Genomic DNA, 17,735 nt, shown 5'->3' with positions numbered 1-17,735 from the left:
GGAGGTCGTCAAGTCAAAGGTCAGGTTCTCAGACTGCAGCTCGCCGTTCCAGAGCCGTGCCCAAACCTGATCCGGTGTACTGTCCTGGACATCGAGCAGTATGATATTCTGCCCGACAGGACTGTCGGCGGTCTTGCGGATCTGAGGATCCGCAACGCGGAATATCCGGGCTAAAGCTTCTGGATTATGGACTCGCGGCAGGGTGAAGAGCAGCTGTGTTGCGGGATTGCGGGCTAGCAGGTCCTCGATAACCGATTGAAGGATGACGCCGCGATCACCATCGCCAACAAGATGCGCTTCGTCGACCACAGCAATGTCGACCTGGAAGGCCGGATCGCCGAGCAGCACTTGGATACGCTCCTGGGTCATCACATAGATACTGGGCGCATCGTCATAGGCTGGCGCGATTGGCACGGAGAGCACGCGGGCGCGGAGGTCCGGAAAGCCGGATAGGCGCTGCGTGAGCTGTTCCGAGACTTGGCTGATGAGGGCCCTGGTCGGCACGATGAAGGCGGCGCTTCGAATCTTTCCGGCTCGTAGCCGATCAACGAGGTACATTTGGAAGGTGAAAGATTTGCCGGCCGATGTCGGAGCTGACGAGATCACCGATCGGTCGTCCTTGAGATCATGCCAGATGATCCGCTGATAATCGGTGAGCGAAAGTTCGCTTCCAGCAATGACGACAGTGTTCTGTATTCGGCGGCCGGTGGCCTCGAGCAGGACAGGGGTGGGCAGGTGCGATGGCCGGTCGCGGAATTCCGCGCGGAAATCAAGCGACGGAAAATGGCCCAGCCGGCTTAAGATCAAGGTGAGACTGTCAGCCAGACCGCCCAGTGTGCCGCCATAGAGCTCAAACGCGGCTGTCGCGATGGCGAATGCCTCGCGGCGTGCTACGGGATCTTCGCTGAGGCTGAATAGACCGGCGCTCTGGATCAGCCGCTCGATAGCCGACCCTTCAGGTTCGGGACGCGCGCCATCCCGAACCAGCGTTTGACCCATGCGCATTCCGAGCAGACCCTGCATGTCAGCATGGAAGCGGGGATTCCCCCGGATGTCGGAGACAAGTGCTTCAATCAATTTGCACCCCCAGTTTTTGGGCAAAGGCCTTGCGGAAGGCGGTCAGGTCAGGGAACGGCATCACGAAGAAGCGTAATCGCGTGGGCGGTGGCAATGCCTCGCCAACCTTTGTCTGGATTAACTGGGCGATCTCGTCCGCGCGTTTAGCATACATCTCTTGAAAGGTGGCTTCGATCACATCACTTGTTAGCGCTGCGACTTGGGCATAGCCGCCATACTTGAAGCCGATGAAGCAAGTGTGGACTGTGTGAAACACCGGCGGCGGTGATGTGTACGGATTGAGCGTCTCGCGCAGATAGGCCTGTGCTTCGGGGGCAAGGCCCGTCAAATCCATATTGCCATTGATGATGTCGATCTCACGCGTGCGCAAAGCAAGGTCGCCGAGATAGCCAACGATCGATTCGATCGCATCATCGACGGCTGCTGCGAGTCCAGCGTGTAACTTGGCCTCGCCCAGATGCAGAACCAATCCCTTGAGATCGGAGCAATAGCGGACATGAATGCCGTCGCGACCATGGACATTCATGTTGCTGTTGGTCTTGAGACTCATTTTGGAGACGAGCAGCGGCGCCTTGATGAGCGCCTCCAGGATCAGGAAAAGGATCAGTTCGCCTGCTTCACCGCCGGTCAGGGCGGCGCTTCGTGTGCGTACAAATAGTTCTCGGGCGCGGTCACCGAGCGCAATTATGGCATTTGTGTCGTGCGTAGCAAAGGCAGCATCAAGGACTCGCTTGACCTCACCGCGCGGCAGGCAAAAGGGTATCAGAGCGCGGTAGATGTAATGCACAAGTGCGTCGATGTTAGGGCCGCCGGACCCGAACAGCGGATACACAAACTCACCTGCCAGACCAGGGTGCTCAGGTCGCCAATCGAACCCGATCTGACGGAAATGATCCGCAAAGCCAGCGTGATCACCGCAAAGCGTCTCGAGCGCAGTCTGCAGGACAGATGGCTCAACGCCCGTTCCGTCGACAAGCGCTGATAATTCTTTCTCGCTGCCCCTATCGGACAAGGTCATGATCTTGTCCTTTTTGGAGGCACGGCCAAAAATGCGCCGCGAAAATCAGTTTGGCTACCTGCAAAACGTTACTGCCAGCAATATCCAAACCAAATCCCTTTTTTTGTCCTTGGCATGCCACCCCCACATTATCATCTAGAGATCGCATTTCATGCATCCATACTGGCTTATCATTCACGTTTCGCCGAATCCGATCTGCTCCCGCAATCCAAAAGAGAAGAGAGGAAATAACATGAAGAAATTGTCAAGCAATCCGAGCCTCGCCGATCGCACGGCTGTTGCAGATTCGTTGATAGACTATCCGACTGTGCAACAGGTTTAGTACCCGCTTGAGCAGCGACAACGGCGTGGATAGGCGTAAAGTGGAGATGGTTCTCCGCAGCCGGATGTCTGCTATCCCAATGTCGGCGCTCCGAACCGGACAGTCGCGAATGTCCCATCCCTTGCCGTTAGCAGCCGGGCGGACCACTCCAAGCAACCGCCCGAAGCCAACTGCTCGCGCGTGTTGCATATTTTTGCGGTCGCCCAGACCACATCGCCAGGACGCGGGCGCGCGTTTCGATCTTTACATGACGATCACGAAAGCGCCTCTCGTCAACGCTGAGCCAGACAAAAAAAGGCCGATCAGAAGACCGGCCGATGAGTTTTAGGAGAGGATGCCTGAAAGGCAGGGCCTCTATGGTTGGGTAGCGCTGTCCTGCCAATTGACAAAGGCTGGAGTGCGATTGCGCCTTGCGCAATTGAGGAGGATGCGGGCCTGTCAGAGGCCCAGCTGCTCGAGGCATGCCCCAGCCTGCTGATGATATGTGCCGCCAAAGAGCCGGACATGGACGAGCAGCGGCCACAGCCGATAGACGGGCTGGCGCTCTTCCCAGCCCTGAGCTAGGCCGCAGGCATCGTAGAATATCTGTGGCGGCTGGTCGAACAGCCCCAGCATTGCAAGATCGACCTCGCGGTCGCCATGATAGCATGCAGGGTCGATCAGCCCGCTGATCTGGTCGTGGCCGACAAGGATATTGCCACCCCATAGATCGCCATGGAGGAGGGCTGAGGGCGGGCGATTGGGTATGTGCTCGCCAAGGCGATCGGCGAGCCGCTCGACGCGATGGGCCAGCTGGGCACTGAGATGCGGGACATGGCAGCGCAGGCGTTTCTCCGCCCAGAAGGTGACCCAGTTGTCGGATCGGCCATTGAGGATCGGCACATCGCCAAAGCCGTAATCGCGATCCCAACCATAGGCCGCCTGGCTCGGGGCATGGAGATGATCGAGCAGTTCGGCAAGATGCGCCCAGTTCCGGGCGAGCCGACCGCTCGAGGGCAGGTCTTCAAGCAGCAGAAGATCATCCTGGACTGCCAATATCTGCGGGACCGCCGTGCCGGTCGCCGCGATCGCTGCGAGCATGCGGGCTTCCTCGACAACCCTGTCGCTCCGCTTGGCGATGACATTATCACCGCCTGACAGGGAAAGGCGCGCAACGAAGGAAAGATCGCCGCCTGCAACGCGCGTGACGCTTTCCACATGGCGACCCAGCAATGATGCCGCCTCGGTGAATATCGCTCTCATGCTGCTTTGCCCCTGTCCCCCATCAAGCATGCACCGATCGGATTTCTGCATGCTCATGGCAAGACTGGAGACAGGCGCCAGGCAGGGGCAAGATGAGGCGGCGTCGATAAAAGCAGCCCCGCCGGAGACATCTCCACGGCGGGGCCATAGTTCAGGGAGGTGCCGCCCCAAGGGGGGAAGGAGCGACAGACTGGATATGGTGCGTGTCGATGACTTTACAATGACGATGTCCTTTGCCGCTTGTCGGCATCCTCGACCGTCCAGAATATGGGATTGCGCACCCAGTCGTTGATGGCGGATTCGCGCCAGCCCATGCAGCGGGTGGCAATCCTGATCTGTTTGGGAAAGGTGCCGGCCTGAACCTTGCGATAGAGGGTCGCGCGGCTGAGGCCGGTCCGGTCGAGGACGGTGTTGAGCCGAAGGATGCGGTCGATCGGGGTCGTGGTCATGGCTGGTCCTTGCTGCTGTGGATAAGTCTGATCCCCTTTGCGATGAGCCTCGGTACGAGCTGGGTCGGAGGCAAGGGACTGAGCCCTGTCTGGCGGGCTATGTCATGATCTGGCGTAAGCTGGCGTAGAACAGGAGATGGGAACGGGCGTCTCCGCCTGTGGCGGACTGCGCTCTGCTCCGCTTCGCTCCACCGAGTCGGCGCTGCGCTTGTCTCGTCCCTGTCGGGCGATGATCGCTGACGCATCGCAGCCTTTTGGACTGCTTGCTGCGGCCAGCGCGGCTGCGCCACGCTGACGCCGGTTTGTCTGGGGCCGCCAGAATGACGGGGGTGGGCGTCGGCTTTCTCTAGGCCCGTGCCGGCGGGCCGCAAGCCGGCTGCGCCGGCTCCTCCTCTCGCGTTACGGCCCTGCGGGTGCAGCCCGCCTCATGGGCACGGGCCTGCCGTGCGCCTCCTTGCCGCCCGCCCCCGCCATTCCGGCGGCCGGTGCTGGAGAGGCAGGAGAAAGGGCATGGGTAACATTGAGCGCCAGAGCATCTATGGCGAAGTCACCTCCCGGATCATCGCGGAACTGGAAGCAGGGCATCTTCCCTGGGTGAAACCATGGGACAGCAGCGCCTGTCCCTGCACCATGCCGCAAAATGCCGTCACCGGGCGGCGCTACTCGGGCATCAACATCCTCATCCTGTGGGCGACCGTGATCGAGCGTGGCTTTACCGGTGAGTTGGCATGGGCCGCTCGTTACAAAATTTTGAAAGACGGTTCACGGCGTATCACGGCTTTCATGCTTCCAGGCGACTTTTGCGATCTACACGCCACCCTGCTCCATGCAATGGACCACGCCATTCTGGCCGTGACAAATTGCCGGATCGCCTATGTTGCCAACGAGGAAATAGACCGCATCACCAAAGTGTCGGCCACACTCGCTCGTGCCTTCTGGAGAGCCACTTTGGTGGACGAAGCCATTTTGAGGCAATGGCTGGTCAATAGCGGCCGGCGCAATGCCTTTGAGGCGGTTGCGCATCTCCTGTGCGAACTGCACTTTCGATCACAACTAATCGGGCTTGGGAGCGCCCCCCTCGCATTACCGCTTACTCAGGAAGATCTCGCCGATGCTAGCGGGCTGACTGCTGTGCATGTCAACCGCATGCTTCAACGAATGCGCAAGGAAGGCTTGATCGAAATGGCCAACGGCCAGCTCTTCGTCCCTGATGTTAGGGCTCTGCGTCAAAGTTGCGGCTTCGACCCGAATTATTTCCATCTGAGGCTTTCCGACGATTATCCGTCTGACCGTCCGGAGCATCTGAGCGATGCGACATTGGAATCTTTGGCATAGGCTGACCTCGTGGCGGCGTGCGCAATCAAATCGAAGCGACGATGCCTGCGTCGCCGCTGCTATCGCGCGGTTTGACCATTATTGTCTCGCCCATGAATGATCGGCCCGTGAGGATGATCGGCGTTATCGGTTCGCAAAAATCCGGCGTGTCGAAATGCTTGAGCTCAAACCCAAGCCGGACTGAATCAGCGCCATTGGCGCTGGGGTCGGCCAAACCTACAATGGCGCCATTGATTCTCCTTTGGCGGCGATTGCTCTATCGGATGTCTATCATGCATCTGATGACGGACTCCCTAGCCGGACCCATGCATCATGATGGGCGAAGCATGGTGGAATATTCGCCGTCATTTTCTGCAGGCCCTCAATATCGATAAGCCTCACCAGCGCCTTGCGCCGCTCGAGCAATCCGCTGCTATCCAATCGCTTCAAGGTCCGATTGACATGCACAGCAGTCAAACCAAGCAGTTCACCGAGTTGTTGCTTTGTGAGGGGGACCTCGAACCGGTTTTCCTTCGCCAGTCCTGACGATTTCGCCCGATCATACAGGTCAAGGAGAAACGCTACCATCCGCTCGAGCGCGGAGGTCGCGCCCAGCCAGGACAGTTTCTGCATGAGCGCTACTCGCTCCTTCTGCGTGCTGAGGAACAGGCCTGTAGCAAGACGCGGATTGTCCATCAGCAATTTGCCGATGGCGGCATTTGGGATAGGGCAAATAACTGCATCTGTAAGGGCTTCCAGCGTTTCGCCAGCATGGACGAGGGAAAGGCTGGGGAAGCCGAGCATGTCGCCCGGCAGATGCACTTTGACAATTTGCCGACGACCGTCGCGCAGCATCACAGAGGAGCCGACCCACCCCGCCAGAAGGAAGAAGACGCCGGCAACCTGGTCGCCTTCTCGGCGGATGATATGACGCCGCTTTACGGACCGCTTGCTGCTCGTCCACCCTTCTGCGATCCGAGTTTCCGCAGGCGTGAGAGGCACGAATTCTTCAAGGCGATGATAAGGTGGCAGCATGATCTCTCCGAAGGTCCGGAGTGTCCATCCGCCATTCGCTAACCAAGCGCACTTACAAGGATCAGTCAAAAGCCAGCATTTTTCACCGAAAGTTCAATGCGATTGATGCAGTTTATCCGATCCGCTCTGCAGGCTTCAAGCGCGCGAATTCCTCCGATCACGCATTAGGTCCACAGCCCTGATTTCGATCAATATGCCAGGCATCGTTCCCAATTTGGAAGATGCTAGCTGCTATTTCGAAAGCGCGTACTGAGAAACTCACGATCCAGCATGATCAGGACCTTTCTTGAAATTGGCGCCACTAGGGCATTTCTCCCCGCATATGGCTTTCATCCTGTGTGAAATGGTCCATGATATCGTTCATATGTTCAGCACAGGCGCGCACCAGCACCCAGCTTGGATCGCTCATATTTTGTCTGGCGAGATCCCTTAGGAGGGCAATCTCCTCCGCCATCAGCGTCAGTGCTTCGACATCATCACGCATCTGAAATACCTGGCCTTTCCCGGCTCCTCTCACTGGCTTCAACACGATGCCGCCAGGAAATATCCGCGATCCCAATCTCCTGCTGCGCAGGAAGCGGGATCATTTGCGCCGCCCATCCATTTCTGGGCAAAGGAGAAACGCGGTGATGCAGATGCATTGGCCCAGGACCTTGACGATTGTTCGTCATGGCCAGAGTGCAGGCAATGTCGCACGCGACGCTGCCATGCAGGCTGATATCGAACGCATAAATTTGTCGGATCGCGATGCCGACGTACCTTTGAGCGACCTTGGATGCGATCAGGCTCGCGCGCTCGGTCGCTGGTATTCCACACGGACAATCGGTGCGCGTCCGGATGTACTCCTCGCATCGCCCTATCGGCGCGCTTGCCAGACCGCGGATCTTTTCCGTTGCGCCGGAGGCTGCGAGGACGACATCGAAATTCTTTTTGATGAACGGCTGCGGGAAAAGGAATTCGGGATCCTCGACGGGCTAACCGCTACAGGAATACGTAGCATTGAACCGCAGCAGGCCGAGTTTCGCAGTATCCTGGGGAAATTTTATCATCGTCCGCCAGGTGGCGAGAGCTGGTGTGACGTCATACTACGCTTGCGATCAGTTATGGATACGATCGCGCTGCATCATGCTGACCGGCATGTAATGGTCTTCACCCACCAGGTGGTAGTGCTGTGTCTGCGCTATATCATCGAAGGGATGACCGAGGCCGAGATACTACAGATTGATCGTGAGGCAGACGTCGCCAATTGTGCCATCACCGAATATCAGTTTGATGAGGGCAAAGGCAAGCGTGGTGGGCTATCCCTCATTCGTTACAATGTGACTGCCCCGGTCGAACAGGAAGACATGCTTGTCACCCGCGCGCCCGATGCCATCGCGGGCGCTCGCGGATGACTTGCGACGCGCTCGACGAAGCATGGCTTCTACGGCACCTCCTGCCGGCCATTGAGCGTGGCGCCGATAAGAATGGCCGCGGCCGTGTTCTCGTGGTCGGAGGCGCTGAATTCGTGCCAGGCGCGCTTCGCCTTACTGGCGAAGCCGCCTTGCGCGCCGGCGCAGGAAAGCTCCAACTGGCAACGGTGCAATCCTCCGCACTCTCTCTGGGCGTGTTAGTTCCCGAGGCTGCCATGATTGCCCTGCCTGCCGACAAAAATGGGGAAATCGCGCCAGAGGCCGCAGAAATGCTCGTGACGCGAATGGCAAACTGCGACACTCTTGTTCTGGGACCAAGCATGAGCACCTCAGTAAGCACCCAGGCATTCATCGAAAATATGCTCGCTCGCCTCGACTTTCCTGTTTGTCTCATCCTGGATGCCGCCGCTCTCGTCGCGCTGCGCAAGCTCGATCAGTCTCGATTGCACGGGAAAAATGTCATTCTCACCCCGCATCATGGTGAAATGGCTGCTTTAAGCGGCTTGTCTATAGAAGCGGTTGAAGCGGACCCCGCTTCAGTTGCCATCGAAATGGCTGCTCGCTGGAATGCTGTTATTCTGCTCAAGGGCGGTAGAAGCCACTTGGCATCCCCTGAGGGAGAATGTCTCGCCTACACTGGCGGTTGTGTTGGGCTTGGCACAGGTGGCTCGGGAGATGTACTCGCCGGTCTTGTCGGTGGCCTTGCTGCGCGTGGCGCCTCTCCGCTCACGGCAGCCGCCTGGGGGGTGTGGATTCACGGTCGCGCTGGAACGATCCTGGCGAAGAAGGTTGGACAGATCGGTTTTCTTGCGCGGGAGCTTCTGCCGCTTATTCCTTCGATAATAGATGAACAGGTTGCTAAGACGTCCGCAAGGTGATGGCATCCGGTTCGGCTATTCTGCTGCTCCCCTGGGGTGATCGCTCGCGAAAGCGTACGCGCTGGCATAGGGGTTTTAGCTGAATAATCGCAGCAAAGGAAAAAGTTCTGGACTGCGGCCGATCCGCAGAAGGCTATTCTCCGGTTTGGTTATGGGGCGCCGCAACAGCCTTGGATTCGGGCGACTCTCGCTGCCGCAGGAAGATCGAGAGAAACACAAGGACGGCCGTCGAGAGAAATTCACTCTGCCAATTCTGGAAGGATTCAAACCAGAGTTGTGCGTCGCCAAGATAGGCCAATGTCTCCAGTGGTTTTTCTCCGTGCGCGATGGCCTCTTGCGCCGCGACCTTGGCGCTTTGTGTCCAGTGGATGACGAACGAAGCAATAAAGAGGGCAGCCAGAGTCAAACCGAGCGACTGCGCGTAGAGAGCGCGCCAAATTGGTCCCCATCGCAAGATTCTAGGTGCACCGGGCTTGCTGGCCTGGAGGTCAAGGTCTGCGTCTCGCGGCGGGCCGTCCGGGTCCTTGGACTCCGCCGAACCGCGCTGGATGAGAAAAGCGGTCAACACTACATAGGCTGACATCTGAAGGAACTCGCTCTCCCAATTTTCAAAGACGCTTGAGAGAAATTCGGGGCTCAAGCTGTAGGCGCTGAGTGCTAGCGCCTGCTCACCATGGCGGCGCGCATCCTCAATCTGAACATGCCAGCCGGCGATCCACTGTCCTATGATGCTTATACCAAACAACAACAGCAAGACGAGCGTCAGTCCGTTGTTTCGCAGCATGACCATTTTCCAATCGGACGAGTTGAGGACGTTCAAGCTAACGGCTCTTGCTAACGTCCGTTCCTAAAGCAGGTGACAGGTATTCGCGCCAGAAGCGCCTTACCAATCCATTTATCGCGGACCCCGGCACCCGCTGCGGCACCAACACTGATCTCCATCAATAAGATTTATCCCGGCGCTATGGGTCTATTGCTGCGGCAGTCGCGTTGAGTAGCGGCGAGACCAAGGATCGCCTTTGCTGCGCCCTCATGCTGGCGCAGCCTATTTTCCTATGTCCAAGGAGCTATACCCATGAGCCATGCGACAGACGATGCCGATGCGACCGCTGCAAAGTCGATCGAGCAGAAAAAGGAGGCCGCAACAGCTATCGAGGGGGCGGGCCATGAAAGCTATAGCGGCAAGTCCGTCACCATCAACCGCCCTCGCGCCGACCTCTTTGCCTATTGGCGCGACTTCACCCAGCTGCCCAGCTTCATGGATAATGTGGAGCGCGTGGAAATTCTTGCCACTGACCGCTCCCACTGGGTCGTCAAGGCGCCGGCGGGAAAGGTCGTAGAATGGGACGCTATTATCACCGAAGAGATTGACGGTGAACTGATCGCCTGGGCTTCTGTCGAAGGCGCTGACGTCACCAATAGCGGTCGCATCGAATTTCGCGACGCGGGCGAACGCGGCACAATCGTCACGGCCACCATCGCCTATGATCCGCCCGCCGGGTTCATCGGCAAAATCGTCGCCAAGATGTTCCAGCGCGAACCGGCCATTCAGGCACGGCGCGATCTGCGGCGGTTCAAACAGCTCATGGAAACCGGCGAGGTCGCCACTGCCGCCCGTACTGCACAGCAATTTGCCGAGGAGAAGAACTGATGCGCGCGCTCACTTGGCACGGCAAGCATGATGTCCGCGTCGATACCGTCGACGACCCTGAAATCCTCAATCCGCGCGATGCCATCATCAAGATTAGTTCGACCGCAATATGCGGTTCGGACCTGCATCTATACGATGGCTACATCCCGACCATGAAAGCCGGCGACATACTCGGCCATGAGTTCATGGGCGAAGTGGTCGAGACCGGTGCAAAATCGACGTTGAAGAAGGGACAGCGGGTCGTGGTGCCTTTCACCATCGCCTGCGGGAACTGCTACCATTGCGGCAAGCATCAATATTCCGCCTGCGATAACGGCAATCCCGCCGACAATCAGGATATCGGCCAGGAAATGTATGGCCAACCAATGTCCGGACTGTTCGGCTACAGCCATCTGACCGGCGGCTATGCAGGTGGGCAGGCCGAATATGTCCGTGTGCCATTTTCCGACGTCGGGCCGATAGTTGTTCCCGATGGGCTGGAAGATGACCAGGTCCTGTTCCTCTCCGATATTCTCCCAACCGGGTGGCAAGCGGCCGAATATGCCGACATCGAGCCGGGCGACACCGTCGCGGTCTGGGGCTGCGGACCGGTCGGCCTTTTCGCGGTCCAGTCCGCCTTCCTGATGGGCGCGCATCGGGTGATCGCGATCGACCATTTTCCTCATCGCCTTGAGCTAGCGAAGCGCTTCGGCGCGGAAACCATCAACTATGAAGAAACGAAGACATATGAGGCGCTGATGGAGATGACTGGCGGCATCGGTCCCGACGCAGTCATCGACGCCGTTGGCCTCGAAGCGCACGGGTTCTTCCTCGACAATGTGGTCGATCAGATTAAGGCATCGATGTTCCTTGGCACCGACAGAACCCATTCGATCCGACAGGCGATCCATGCCTGCCGCAAGGGTGGACGCGTCTCCATGCCAGCCGTTTATGGCGGCTTTGTCGATAAATTCCCTCTGGGCGCCTTCATGGAGAAGGGGCTGACGCTCAAGACCGGCCAGACCAGCGTCCAGCATTACATGCCCGCGCTTCTGAATGCGATCGTCGAAGGGAAGATCGATACGACCTTCCTCATCTCGCACCGCATGGGGCTGGAGGATGCTCCCAAAGGCTACAAGATGTTCCACGATCAGCAGAATGAGGTGACCAAGATCGTGCTGAAGCCCGCTTTTGATCGCGTTGCGGCGTGAGGAGAAAAGACATGGCTAGTAAATTCGCAATCATCTCCGGCGCGTCCAGCGGGATTGGCGCTGAATTGGCAAAACTGGCGGCCGCAGATGGCTATGATCTCCTCGTCGTTGCCGACACGTCGTTTGCCGGTGCCTCGGCTGGACTCGCAAGTTTTGGCGTCGCGGTCGATACGCTCGAGGTCGATCTTTCCTCTGTGCAAGGCGTCGATCAGTTGCTTGATCGAGCCGGCGGGCGACAGGTCGATGTGCTCTGCGCAAATGCCGGACATGGCCTGGGACATGCTTTTCTCGACCAAAAACTGCCCGATTGGCGCCATGTCATCGACACCAATATCACCGGCACCATCTACCTTCTGCAAAAGGTGCTCGGACAGATGGTAGCGCGCGATGAGGGGAAGGTCTTGGTCACCGGCTCGATCGCCGGTTTCATCCCCGGCAGTTTTAACGCGGTCTATAACGGCACCAAGGCCTTCATCGACAATTTTACCGAAGCCTTGCGCAACGAATTGAAGGAACATGAGGGCGTTACGCTGACGACGCTGATGCCCGGCGTGACCGACACGGAATTTTTCGACCGGGCTGGCCTGGGCGCCGACACTTCGGTGGGTGCCGACGACAACAAAGCCGATCCGGCCAAGGTTGCAAAGGATGGCTGGGACGCGCTCTTGGCGGGAAAGGGCCATATCGTTTCCGGATTCTCGAACAAGCTGCAGGTCGCGGCAGCGGGGATCATTCCTCAATCCATGTTGGCTGAGCAGCATCGCAAGATGGCTGAGCCCGACACTGCGCAATAGGAGGCTAAGATGTCTAAAGATACCCGCAAGGTAGCGCGAGGGCCGCTTGGCGATGCTCGTCCTGACCATGAGGCTGAGGATGATCGGCCCAAGGGGAAGCCGGTCGAAGAGGTCGAGGACCGACCCAATGTCGGAACGGTAAAGCCGGAGGACTATCCCGTCGAGGATCGCGATCGAGCGCGTCCGGACTGAAATCTTTCACAACCATCGCTGAAGGCCCGCAATCGCGCAACCCCTCTTACAACTGATGTCGAACGGATCGATCAACATGGGGTTGCTCTCCTAAGCGATGCAGACTCGGGCCAGGCATCAGGGGCATATTTTGCTGCTCGGCATCTTCATTCTCGGCCAATGACAAAATTGTTCGTCGAAATCTTAAATTCAGTTTCTTGGTCTTTCCGTGCTCACGCTCCGAGAGCGTGTGGGATACTGCGGGTCGGCTTGAGACGTTCGTCGCAGTTGCCGCCGACATCCTGACGCTGCTTGACCGCAGTCGTATTAGGCTTGGATCGCCCTGTATGAACGGATTCCTTCCGCACGTGACTGCTTGGCAGATGTTGATGCACGCGCCCGGCGGTGGTTCCTTTGGTCTGGAATTCCGGACGGGACGGTTCGGAGAATGTTGATTCCTTTGAGCGCCTGCTGGGCAAGTGGGCGCAGGGGCCGTTCGAAGTTGAGATCGATGGTTTCAGGCGGAAAGTGCAGAATGATGGGCTCAAAGACGTTGCAGGCGAGATCGAGAGTTTGACGGCTATCTTTGCTGTAAGCTCGTTAATTTCCCCGGCCAACACGATTGGAAGCGCAGCCCTTGATCGCTGGCCTCTCGGGAGGCGACCTCCCATAGCCCGCCAATTGCAAACCAAGAATGCTGCGGCGCCAGTCGGCCCCCGCGGATGCACCTGCCCAAGCAAGATCCAACTGAGCAGAGCAAAATGCGATCTTATGATCTGTGGGGAGATGCGTTAGTAAATTTGTAGACGTGTTGATAAAAAATTTGACTTCGAGATCGAACCTAAATTATATTTTTTCGATACTGGTAGCATAACTGGTATAGATTATTTGCTGTAGTGAAATGTGATCGGAAGATCGGAAAGGTTTGTCATGACAAATGCTCCGTCCCCGGGCACCATTTTTCAAAGTCTTACAGATATTTTGACGTCGCCCCCTCTCTTTGGGGCATCTATAGGGCAGCAGATCCTCCTAATCAGCGAATCCTAGACTTGAGCCCTAGTGCGTCCACCACCTTTCAATGACTTAGATGTGAGGCCGGGCCAGCGCCTATGCACGGGGTCCCATTGGGGTATCAGACCCTATCGAGCGCATTTTCGTTGCAACCCGGCACGATCGGCTCAAAAACACTCGCCGCTCCGCAAGGTATGTCGGTAATCAGGTGACTCACGGATAGAAGACTTTGACACCGTTGCCGACGATGTGGCTATGGTCTCAGCCACTACCGGGGGGACAGCAGTGAAGAATTACTATCGGATCATGCTTGGAAGAAAGAGCGTTCACGCACAGGCGTGCTTCGAGGGTGGTTTTACCGGAACGCATTTCGATATTCACGAAGACCTGTCCGACAAGCTGCCCGAGACGTGGCGGCCTTTCAACGCGGCGTATGTGCCGATCTATCTCGAAATTCACCCCGATAAGAGCAAGGTCGCTGCAGGTTTGGCGTGCGGGGCGATCTGGACAGTATCGAAGGGGTTGCGGCCGGGCGATGTCATCCTCTCCCCCGATGGGGCCGGCCGTTATCGTGTGGGCGAGATTGAAGGGGAATATTGGTACGCGGAAAGCCAAATTCTGCCTCATCGACGTAATGTCCGCTGGCATGACATCCACGTCGACCGGTCGGCGATGAGCGATGCGCTGAAGAACTCTACCGGTTCGATCGGAACTGTCTCGAACATCTCCGGACACGCGCAGGAGATTGAGGCTTTGATCGGCGGATTGCCTGCACCCGCCATAGCGCCGGTTATGACGAGCGAGGGGCTTGTCGAGGACCCTGTGGCTTTCGGCATGGAAAAGCATCTGGAGGATTTCCTCGTCGCCAACTGGGTTCAAACCGAACTGGGCCGCGACTTTGACATTTTCACCGATGAGGGTGAGATTGTCGGTCAGCAGTATCCGACAGATACGGGTGCCCTGGACATTCTGGCGATAAGTAAAGATCGCAAGCGCCTGCTCGTCGTGGAACTGAAAAAGGGCCGCGCAAGCGATGCCGTCGTGGGTCAAATCCTCCGCTACATGGGCTATGTGCAGGATGAACTAGCGGAGGATGGGCAAACCGTCGAAGGTGCGGTCATCGCGCTGGATGACGATCACCGAATCCGCCGAGCACTGGCGATGGTGCCGAGCGTCAGTTTCTTCCGCTACAAAGTGTCTTTCCAGCTGTTGCGAGCATGACTGGTTCGCGTTCTGCTACCAACTATCGCTCAAAAAATTTACTGCGCCTCGCCTCACGATCGTCGATGCTCAACTGCAAGCATAAGATTTAAGAAGGAAGTCCAGTCCCATATTATCCGCAATCTGATCATGCGGGATGAGCGCGTAACGCCAAGGCTTTCCGCCACTCTGCCGAGCATGTTCGCTTGCCCACTGGCACCATTGAACCGCGACATCACGCTTCGCGAGCACATCCGCATCGCTTAAAGGCACTTGTGTTGGACGACGAGGTCTTGGAGCGGAGAAGCGTTACAGTGGTGGCCGCGCCCACGATCTTGGGGAGCCTCGGCATCACAACGGGACAGAGCGAGGAAGGCGCGAAATATGCGGGGCCGCCACCCGCGCGAGCCTTCGACAATCCCGAAGCCGAGAAGGTGGCTCAGCTTGCCTATGAGGCGATACGGAAGCTGTCCCGTTCGCCTGGGACAGTTCCAGACATCAGTTATATCTCGCGGCCGGAGGTGCAGGCTCAGCTCGTGCGAGAGGTCCAGAGCCAGTATCGACCGCAACAAATGGAACTGGAAGGCGTTGCGCCGCCGGCACCCGATTTTGCTACGGTGATCACGAAAACCGCCGCGCTCGTGGTTGACCGCACGATCAACATTCCTCGCATTTCGGTGTCACCCAAAGGAGAGATCAAAGCGGGGTTCAGGCCCTTCACGCTTGATCTTAGCAGCATGACCTATGTGGCACCCGATGAAACACTCTGGGCGCAGTATCTGGGGCGAAATGAGGGGCATTCCATCGGCATGTCGCAGGGCAATTTTCTCGAAAATCGCCCGGAAGATTATGTCGTCAGCGGCCTGATCGACTTCCCCGACGTATCCTATGACGACAATGCCGACCTGCTTTACGATCTGGGCGGTCAGGTCGTGCAGCATTTCCATTCCTACCTTTCGGCGGAGGACACGCTGCGCCTACCGCCGAGCTTCCGAACTCGGATGAGCAGGACAAAAATATGCGACGCGACATTTGGAACGATGCGGAGGTCGCAACGGTGCTCACACTGTTGCAACGGCTGGCAAGAGAGGAGACCCTCATCGAAGGACTCTCACGACGGGGCGATCCGGCGATCGGCGTTATATGCATGGCCGAAGCGCTTCATCAGTTCCGAGCCGCCGCGCGGAATGCCGGACGGTCCGAACTCAGAACCGTCCAGGCGATGCCGAGGTCGACCCACCGGACCGTGAGATCCCAACATCGCAGGCTTTTCGAGCGCGGCTACCTTCTTCCTCAAGGGCATCTGCCCGCGAACCTTGAGGTGTTGCTCGTGCCCGGCATCGGCGCGTTGGTGAACGTCCATCTTCGCCTGGGCCATCATTCCGTGCCGGTGGGCGGCCTAGTAACAAATCCGAAGCGACTTGCCCGAATGGTCGAGCGTCTCGACCCATCGGCAGTCACGGGCTGGGATGAGGCTTGGCGGGCCAGCGTTCAGAACGATGTCGCAGGAGCATCTTTCCCGCGCAGAACGTGACCAATCAATTGAGCGTTCATTTACCATGGTTAACGCTCGAGCGCTGCCATCTCGCCCGATGGCCCAGCTTGAAGGAACGTCCGCTTTCAGGATTTGCGGCTGGTTCGGCGAATGACCGCTCATGAGGCGCATACCTGCCAGGCGGCTTCGTGCTGAGCGGGTCGCTTGTCCTGGCGAAAGCTGCCGTTCAAAGCCCGATCGGGGGGCGACGCACTTTGGTCGGTGATTGAGTCCGAGAGAGCGTCAGCTATCCCCGCAACCCGGCTCTAATCCGGACGGTCGCCTACTGGCCATGTGGGCCAAGGGGCGCACCGCCGCCGTCGGCCCTTCTTTGACACAGCTCTCGATGCCAAGTCGAGCTGGCCAAATGGCACGACACGCGAACTGCTGGACGATCCTGACGGCGATTAGATAATCTATAGATGATTTGATAAAATAATTGACTTCGAGATCGAACCTGAATTACAATTTTCGGATACTGGTAGTATAACTTGTATTAAATTGTTGCTTTTGTGAAATGTGATCGGAAGATCGGAAAGGTTTGTCATGACAAATGCTCGGTCCCCGGCACCATTTCCCAAAGCATCGCAAATTTCGTCCTACCAAGGGGCGGCGTTGATTATTTCAGCACTCGCCGCAGGACTCCCCCAATCAATCCAGCGATCAGAAACTGAAGCTGAGCGAGAGCGAGGCGACATTGTCGTTGCTGTCGTCGGCATCGGGGCGGAAGCCATGCTGATGGAGATAGCCGATCTCCGCATTCACATTCTTGGCCAGCGGCGTGGTGATCGCGATCATGTTGCGCATCCGCTCCTCGCCCTGGATACGCTGGAAATTGGTCTTGTTGAGATCGATGAAACTTTCATGGCTGAGGATCAGCGCGGTCTTGCCGCCTTCCTTGAAGGGCATGGTCAGCTTCACATAGGGCCGCAGGCGCCAGGCGGTGCCGTCAATTCCTTCGCGCCAGCGCTGCTCCATCCGCATCCGCGCGCTGACCGACACAGGGCCGAGCTTGAGGATATTGTCGACCGTCACCTGCTCGCGGACGCGATGCTCCATCACGGTGAAATCGCCGCCATCATATTGCGGGTCATGGGTGTAGCCCGCCCAGACCGTCACCTGCTTATTGAGCTTGTAGCCCACCAGCGTGTTGCTCTCGATCTCGTACAGGCCGTCGCGATCATTGCTGAAGCGGGCGACGATCTCCTGCTGGAGGCGCCAATGATCTGACAGCTTCACCGTCGCGCTGGTGGTAGTCCAGAGTTGCTCATCCTCGCTGGCATGCGCGGTCGCGGGCAGCGCCATCAGGACGAAAAGACAGAGGGACAGGCGGCGCATCGGGCATTGCTCTCCAACAGGGTTGGCGGGCCTCTATGACGATTCGATTACATGACAGCGTCAGTTTGATTGCCATTTTGTGACAATGGCAGTCCGGAT

Annotated in this window: 18 protein-coding genes; 9 read left to right on the top strand and 9 right to left on the bottom strand. The window is 57.8% G+C overall.

What is annotated here, in order from left to right; all coding sequences use genetic code 11:
- From ACUCV3_RS17525 to ACUCV3_RS17510, 4 genes are all read right to left on the bottom strand, one after another.
- Positions 1-1,077: DEAD/DEAH box helicase (locus ACUCV3_RS17525; RefSeq protein ID WP_482240933.1), on the bottom strand; the 1,077-nt coding region annotated here is incomplete at its 3' end.
- Positions 1,070-2,095 carry a HamA C-terminal domain-containing protein gene (locus ACUCV3_RS17520; RefSeq protein ID WP_482240932.1) on the bottom strand — a complete coding sequence of 342 codons (1,026 nt, stop codon included), beginning with the start codon at positions 2,093-2,095 and terminating at the stop codon, positions 1,070-1,072. The genes ACUCV3_RS17525 and ACUCV3_RS17520, both read right to left, overlap by 8 nt.
- 760 nt (positions 2,096-2,855) lie before the next feature.
- Complete coding sequence (locus ACUCV3_RS17515) at positions 2,856-3,659, bottom strand: fructosamine kinase family protein (protein ID WP_048938970.1); 804 nt, start codon at positions 3,657-3,659, stop codon at positions 2,856-2,858.
- Between the two features lie 215 nt (positions 3,660-3,874).
- The gene (locus ACUCV3_RS17510; RefSeq protein ID WP_482240931.1) at positions 3,875-4,108 is read right to left on the bottom strand and encodes a helix-turn-helix transcriptional regulator; all 234 of its coding nucleotides are present in this window, start codon (positions 4,106-4,108) and stop codon (positions 3,875-3,877) included.
- Positions 4,109-4,618: 510 nt separating this feature from the next.
- Between ACUCV3_RS17510 and ACUCV3_RS17505 the strand changes: the two genes are divergently transcribed.
- The gene (locus ACUCV3_RS17505; RefSeq protein WP_482240930.1) at positions 4,619-5,443 is read left to right on the top strand and encodes a Crp/Fnr family transcriptional regulator; all 825 of its coding nucleotides are present in this window, start codon (positions 4,619-4,621) and stop codon (positions 5,441-5,443) included.
- Between the two features lie 25 nt (positions 5,444-5,468).
- Here ACUCV3_RS17505 and ACUCV3_RS17500 read toward each other — a convergent pair whose 3' ends face one another.
- The 3 genes from ACUCV3_RS17500 to ACUCV3_RS17490 form a co-directional block, all read right to left on the bottom strand.
- The gene (locus tag ACUCV3_RS17500; protein ID WP_048938094.1) at positions 5,469-5,657 is read right to left on the bottom strand and encodes a hypothetical protein; all 189 of its coding nucleotides are present in this window, start codon (positions 5,655-5,657) and stop codon (positions 5,469-5,471) included.
- 56 nt (positions 5,658-5,713) lie between these two features.
- A complete protein-coding gene (locus ACUCV3_RS17495; RefSeq protein WP_482240929.1) occupies positions 5,714-6,457 on the bottom strand; it encodes a Crp/Fnr family transcriptional regulator in 744 nt (247 codons plus the stop codon).
- A 301-nt stretch (positions 6,458-6,758) separates the two neighbouring features.
- Complete coding sequence (locus tag ACUCV3_RS17490) at positions 6,759-6,941, bottom strand: hypothetical protein (RefSeq protein ID WP_482240928.1); 183 nt, start codon at positions 6,939-6,941, stop codon at positions 6,759-6,761.
- 145 nt (positions 6,942-7,086) lie between these two features.
- Here ACUCV3_RS17490 and ACUCV3_RS17485 point away from each other — a divergent pair, with 145 nt between their 5' ends.
- Together ACUCV3_RS17485 and ACUCV3_RS17480 are read left to right on the top strand one after the other, a co-directional pair.
- On the top strand, positions 7,087-7,851 hold the full coding sequence (locus ACUCV3_RS17485; RefSeq protein WP_048938096.1) for a histidine phosphatase family protein: 765 nt from the start codon (positions 7,087-7,089) through the stop codon (positions 7,849-7,851).
- Positions 7,848-8,747 carry an NAD(P)H-hydrate dehydratase gene (locus ACUCV3_RS17480; RefSeq protein WP_482240927.1) on the top strand — a complete coding sequence of 300 codons (900 nt, stop codon included), beginning with the start codon at positions 7,848-7,850 and terminating at the stop codon, positions 8,745-8,747. Before ACUCV3_RS17485 ends, ACUCV3_RS17480 begins: the two co-directional genes overlap by 4 nt.
- Before the next feature lie 133 nt (positions 8,748-8,880).
- On the opposite strand, the gene ACUCV3_RS17475 is transcribed toward ACUCV3_RS17480, so the two are convergent.
- Positions 8,881-9,567 carry a DUF6766 family protein gene (locus tag ACUCV3_RS17475; RefSeq protein ID WP_234415710.1) on the bottom strand — a complete coding sequence of 229 codons (687 nt, stop codon included), beginning with the start codon at positions 9,565-9,567 and terminating at the stop codon, positions 8,881-8,883.
- A 255-nt stretch (positions 9,568-9,822) separates the two neighbouring features.
- Between ACUCV3_RS17475 and ACUCV3_RS17470 the strand changes: the two genes are divergently transcribed.
- The 6 genes from ACUCV3_RS17470 (at position 9,823) to ACUCV3_RS17445 (ending at position 16,014) form a co-directional block, all read left to right on the top strand.
- Positions 9,823-10,398 carry an SRPBCC family protein gene (locus ACUCV3_RS17470; protein WP_048938098.1) on the top strand — a complete coding sequence of 192 codons (576 nt, stop codon included), beginning with the start codon at positions 9,823-9,825 and terminating at the stop codon, positions 10,396-10,398.
- Positions 10,398-11,588 (top strand): zinc-dependent alcohol dehydrogenase, encoded by a 1,191-nt coding sequence (locus ACUCV3_RS17465; protein WP_004208812.1) that lies wholly within the window; start codon positions 10,398-10,400, stop codon positions 11,586-11,588. Before ACUCV3_RS17470 ends, ACUCV3_RS17465 begins: the two co-directional genes overlap by 1 nt.
- Positions 11,589-11,599: 11 nt before the next feature.
- The gene (locus tag ACUCV3_RS17460; protein ID WP_048938099.1) at positions 11,600-12,382 is read left to right on the top strand and encodes an SDR family NAD(P)-dependent oxidoreductase; all 783 of its coding nucleotides are present in this window, start codon (positions 11,600-11,602) and stop codon (positions 12,380-12,382) included.
- A gap of 9 nt (positions 12,383-12,391) precedes the next feature.
- Positions 12,392-12,574: a hypothetical protein gene (locus ACUCV3_RS17455; protein ID WP_072895155.1), complete on the top strand. Its 183-nt coding sequence runs from the start codon at positions 12,392-12,394 to the stop codon at positions 12,572-12,574.
- A 1,275-nt stretch (positions 12,575-13,849) separates the two neighbouring features.
- On the top strand, positions 13,850-14,785 hold the full coding sequence (locus ACUCV3_RS17450) for an endonuclease NucS domain-containing protein (protein ID WP_279727581.1): 936 nt from the start codon (positions 13,850-13,852) through the stop codon (positions 14,783-14,785).
- Positions 14,786-15,042: 257 nt separating this feature from the next.
- Positions 15,043-16,014 (top strand): hypothetical protein, encoded by a 972-nt coding sequence (locus ACUCV3_RS17445; RefSeq protein ID WP_279727580.1) that lies wholly within the window; start codon positions 15,043-15,045, stop codon positions 16,012-16,014.
- A 947-nt stretch (positions 16,015-16,961) separates the two neighbouring features.
- Here the strand turns inward: ACUCV3_RS17445 and ACUCV3_RS17440 are convergent.
- Entirely contained in the window at positions 16,962-17,636 is a 675-nt protein-coding gene (locus ACUCV3_RS17440; protein ID WP_279727578.1) for a DUF2490 domain-containing protein, read from the bottom strand.
- Positions 17,637-17,735 lie beyond the last annotated feature (99 nt).

This window comes from Sphingobium sp. VMM (assembly GCF_056790315.1).
Note: the sequence above shows the minus strand (reverse complement) of the source record. Positions and strands in the feature narration are given on the sequence as shown.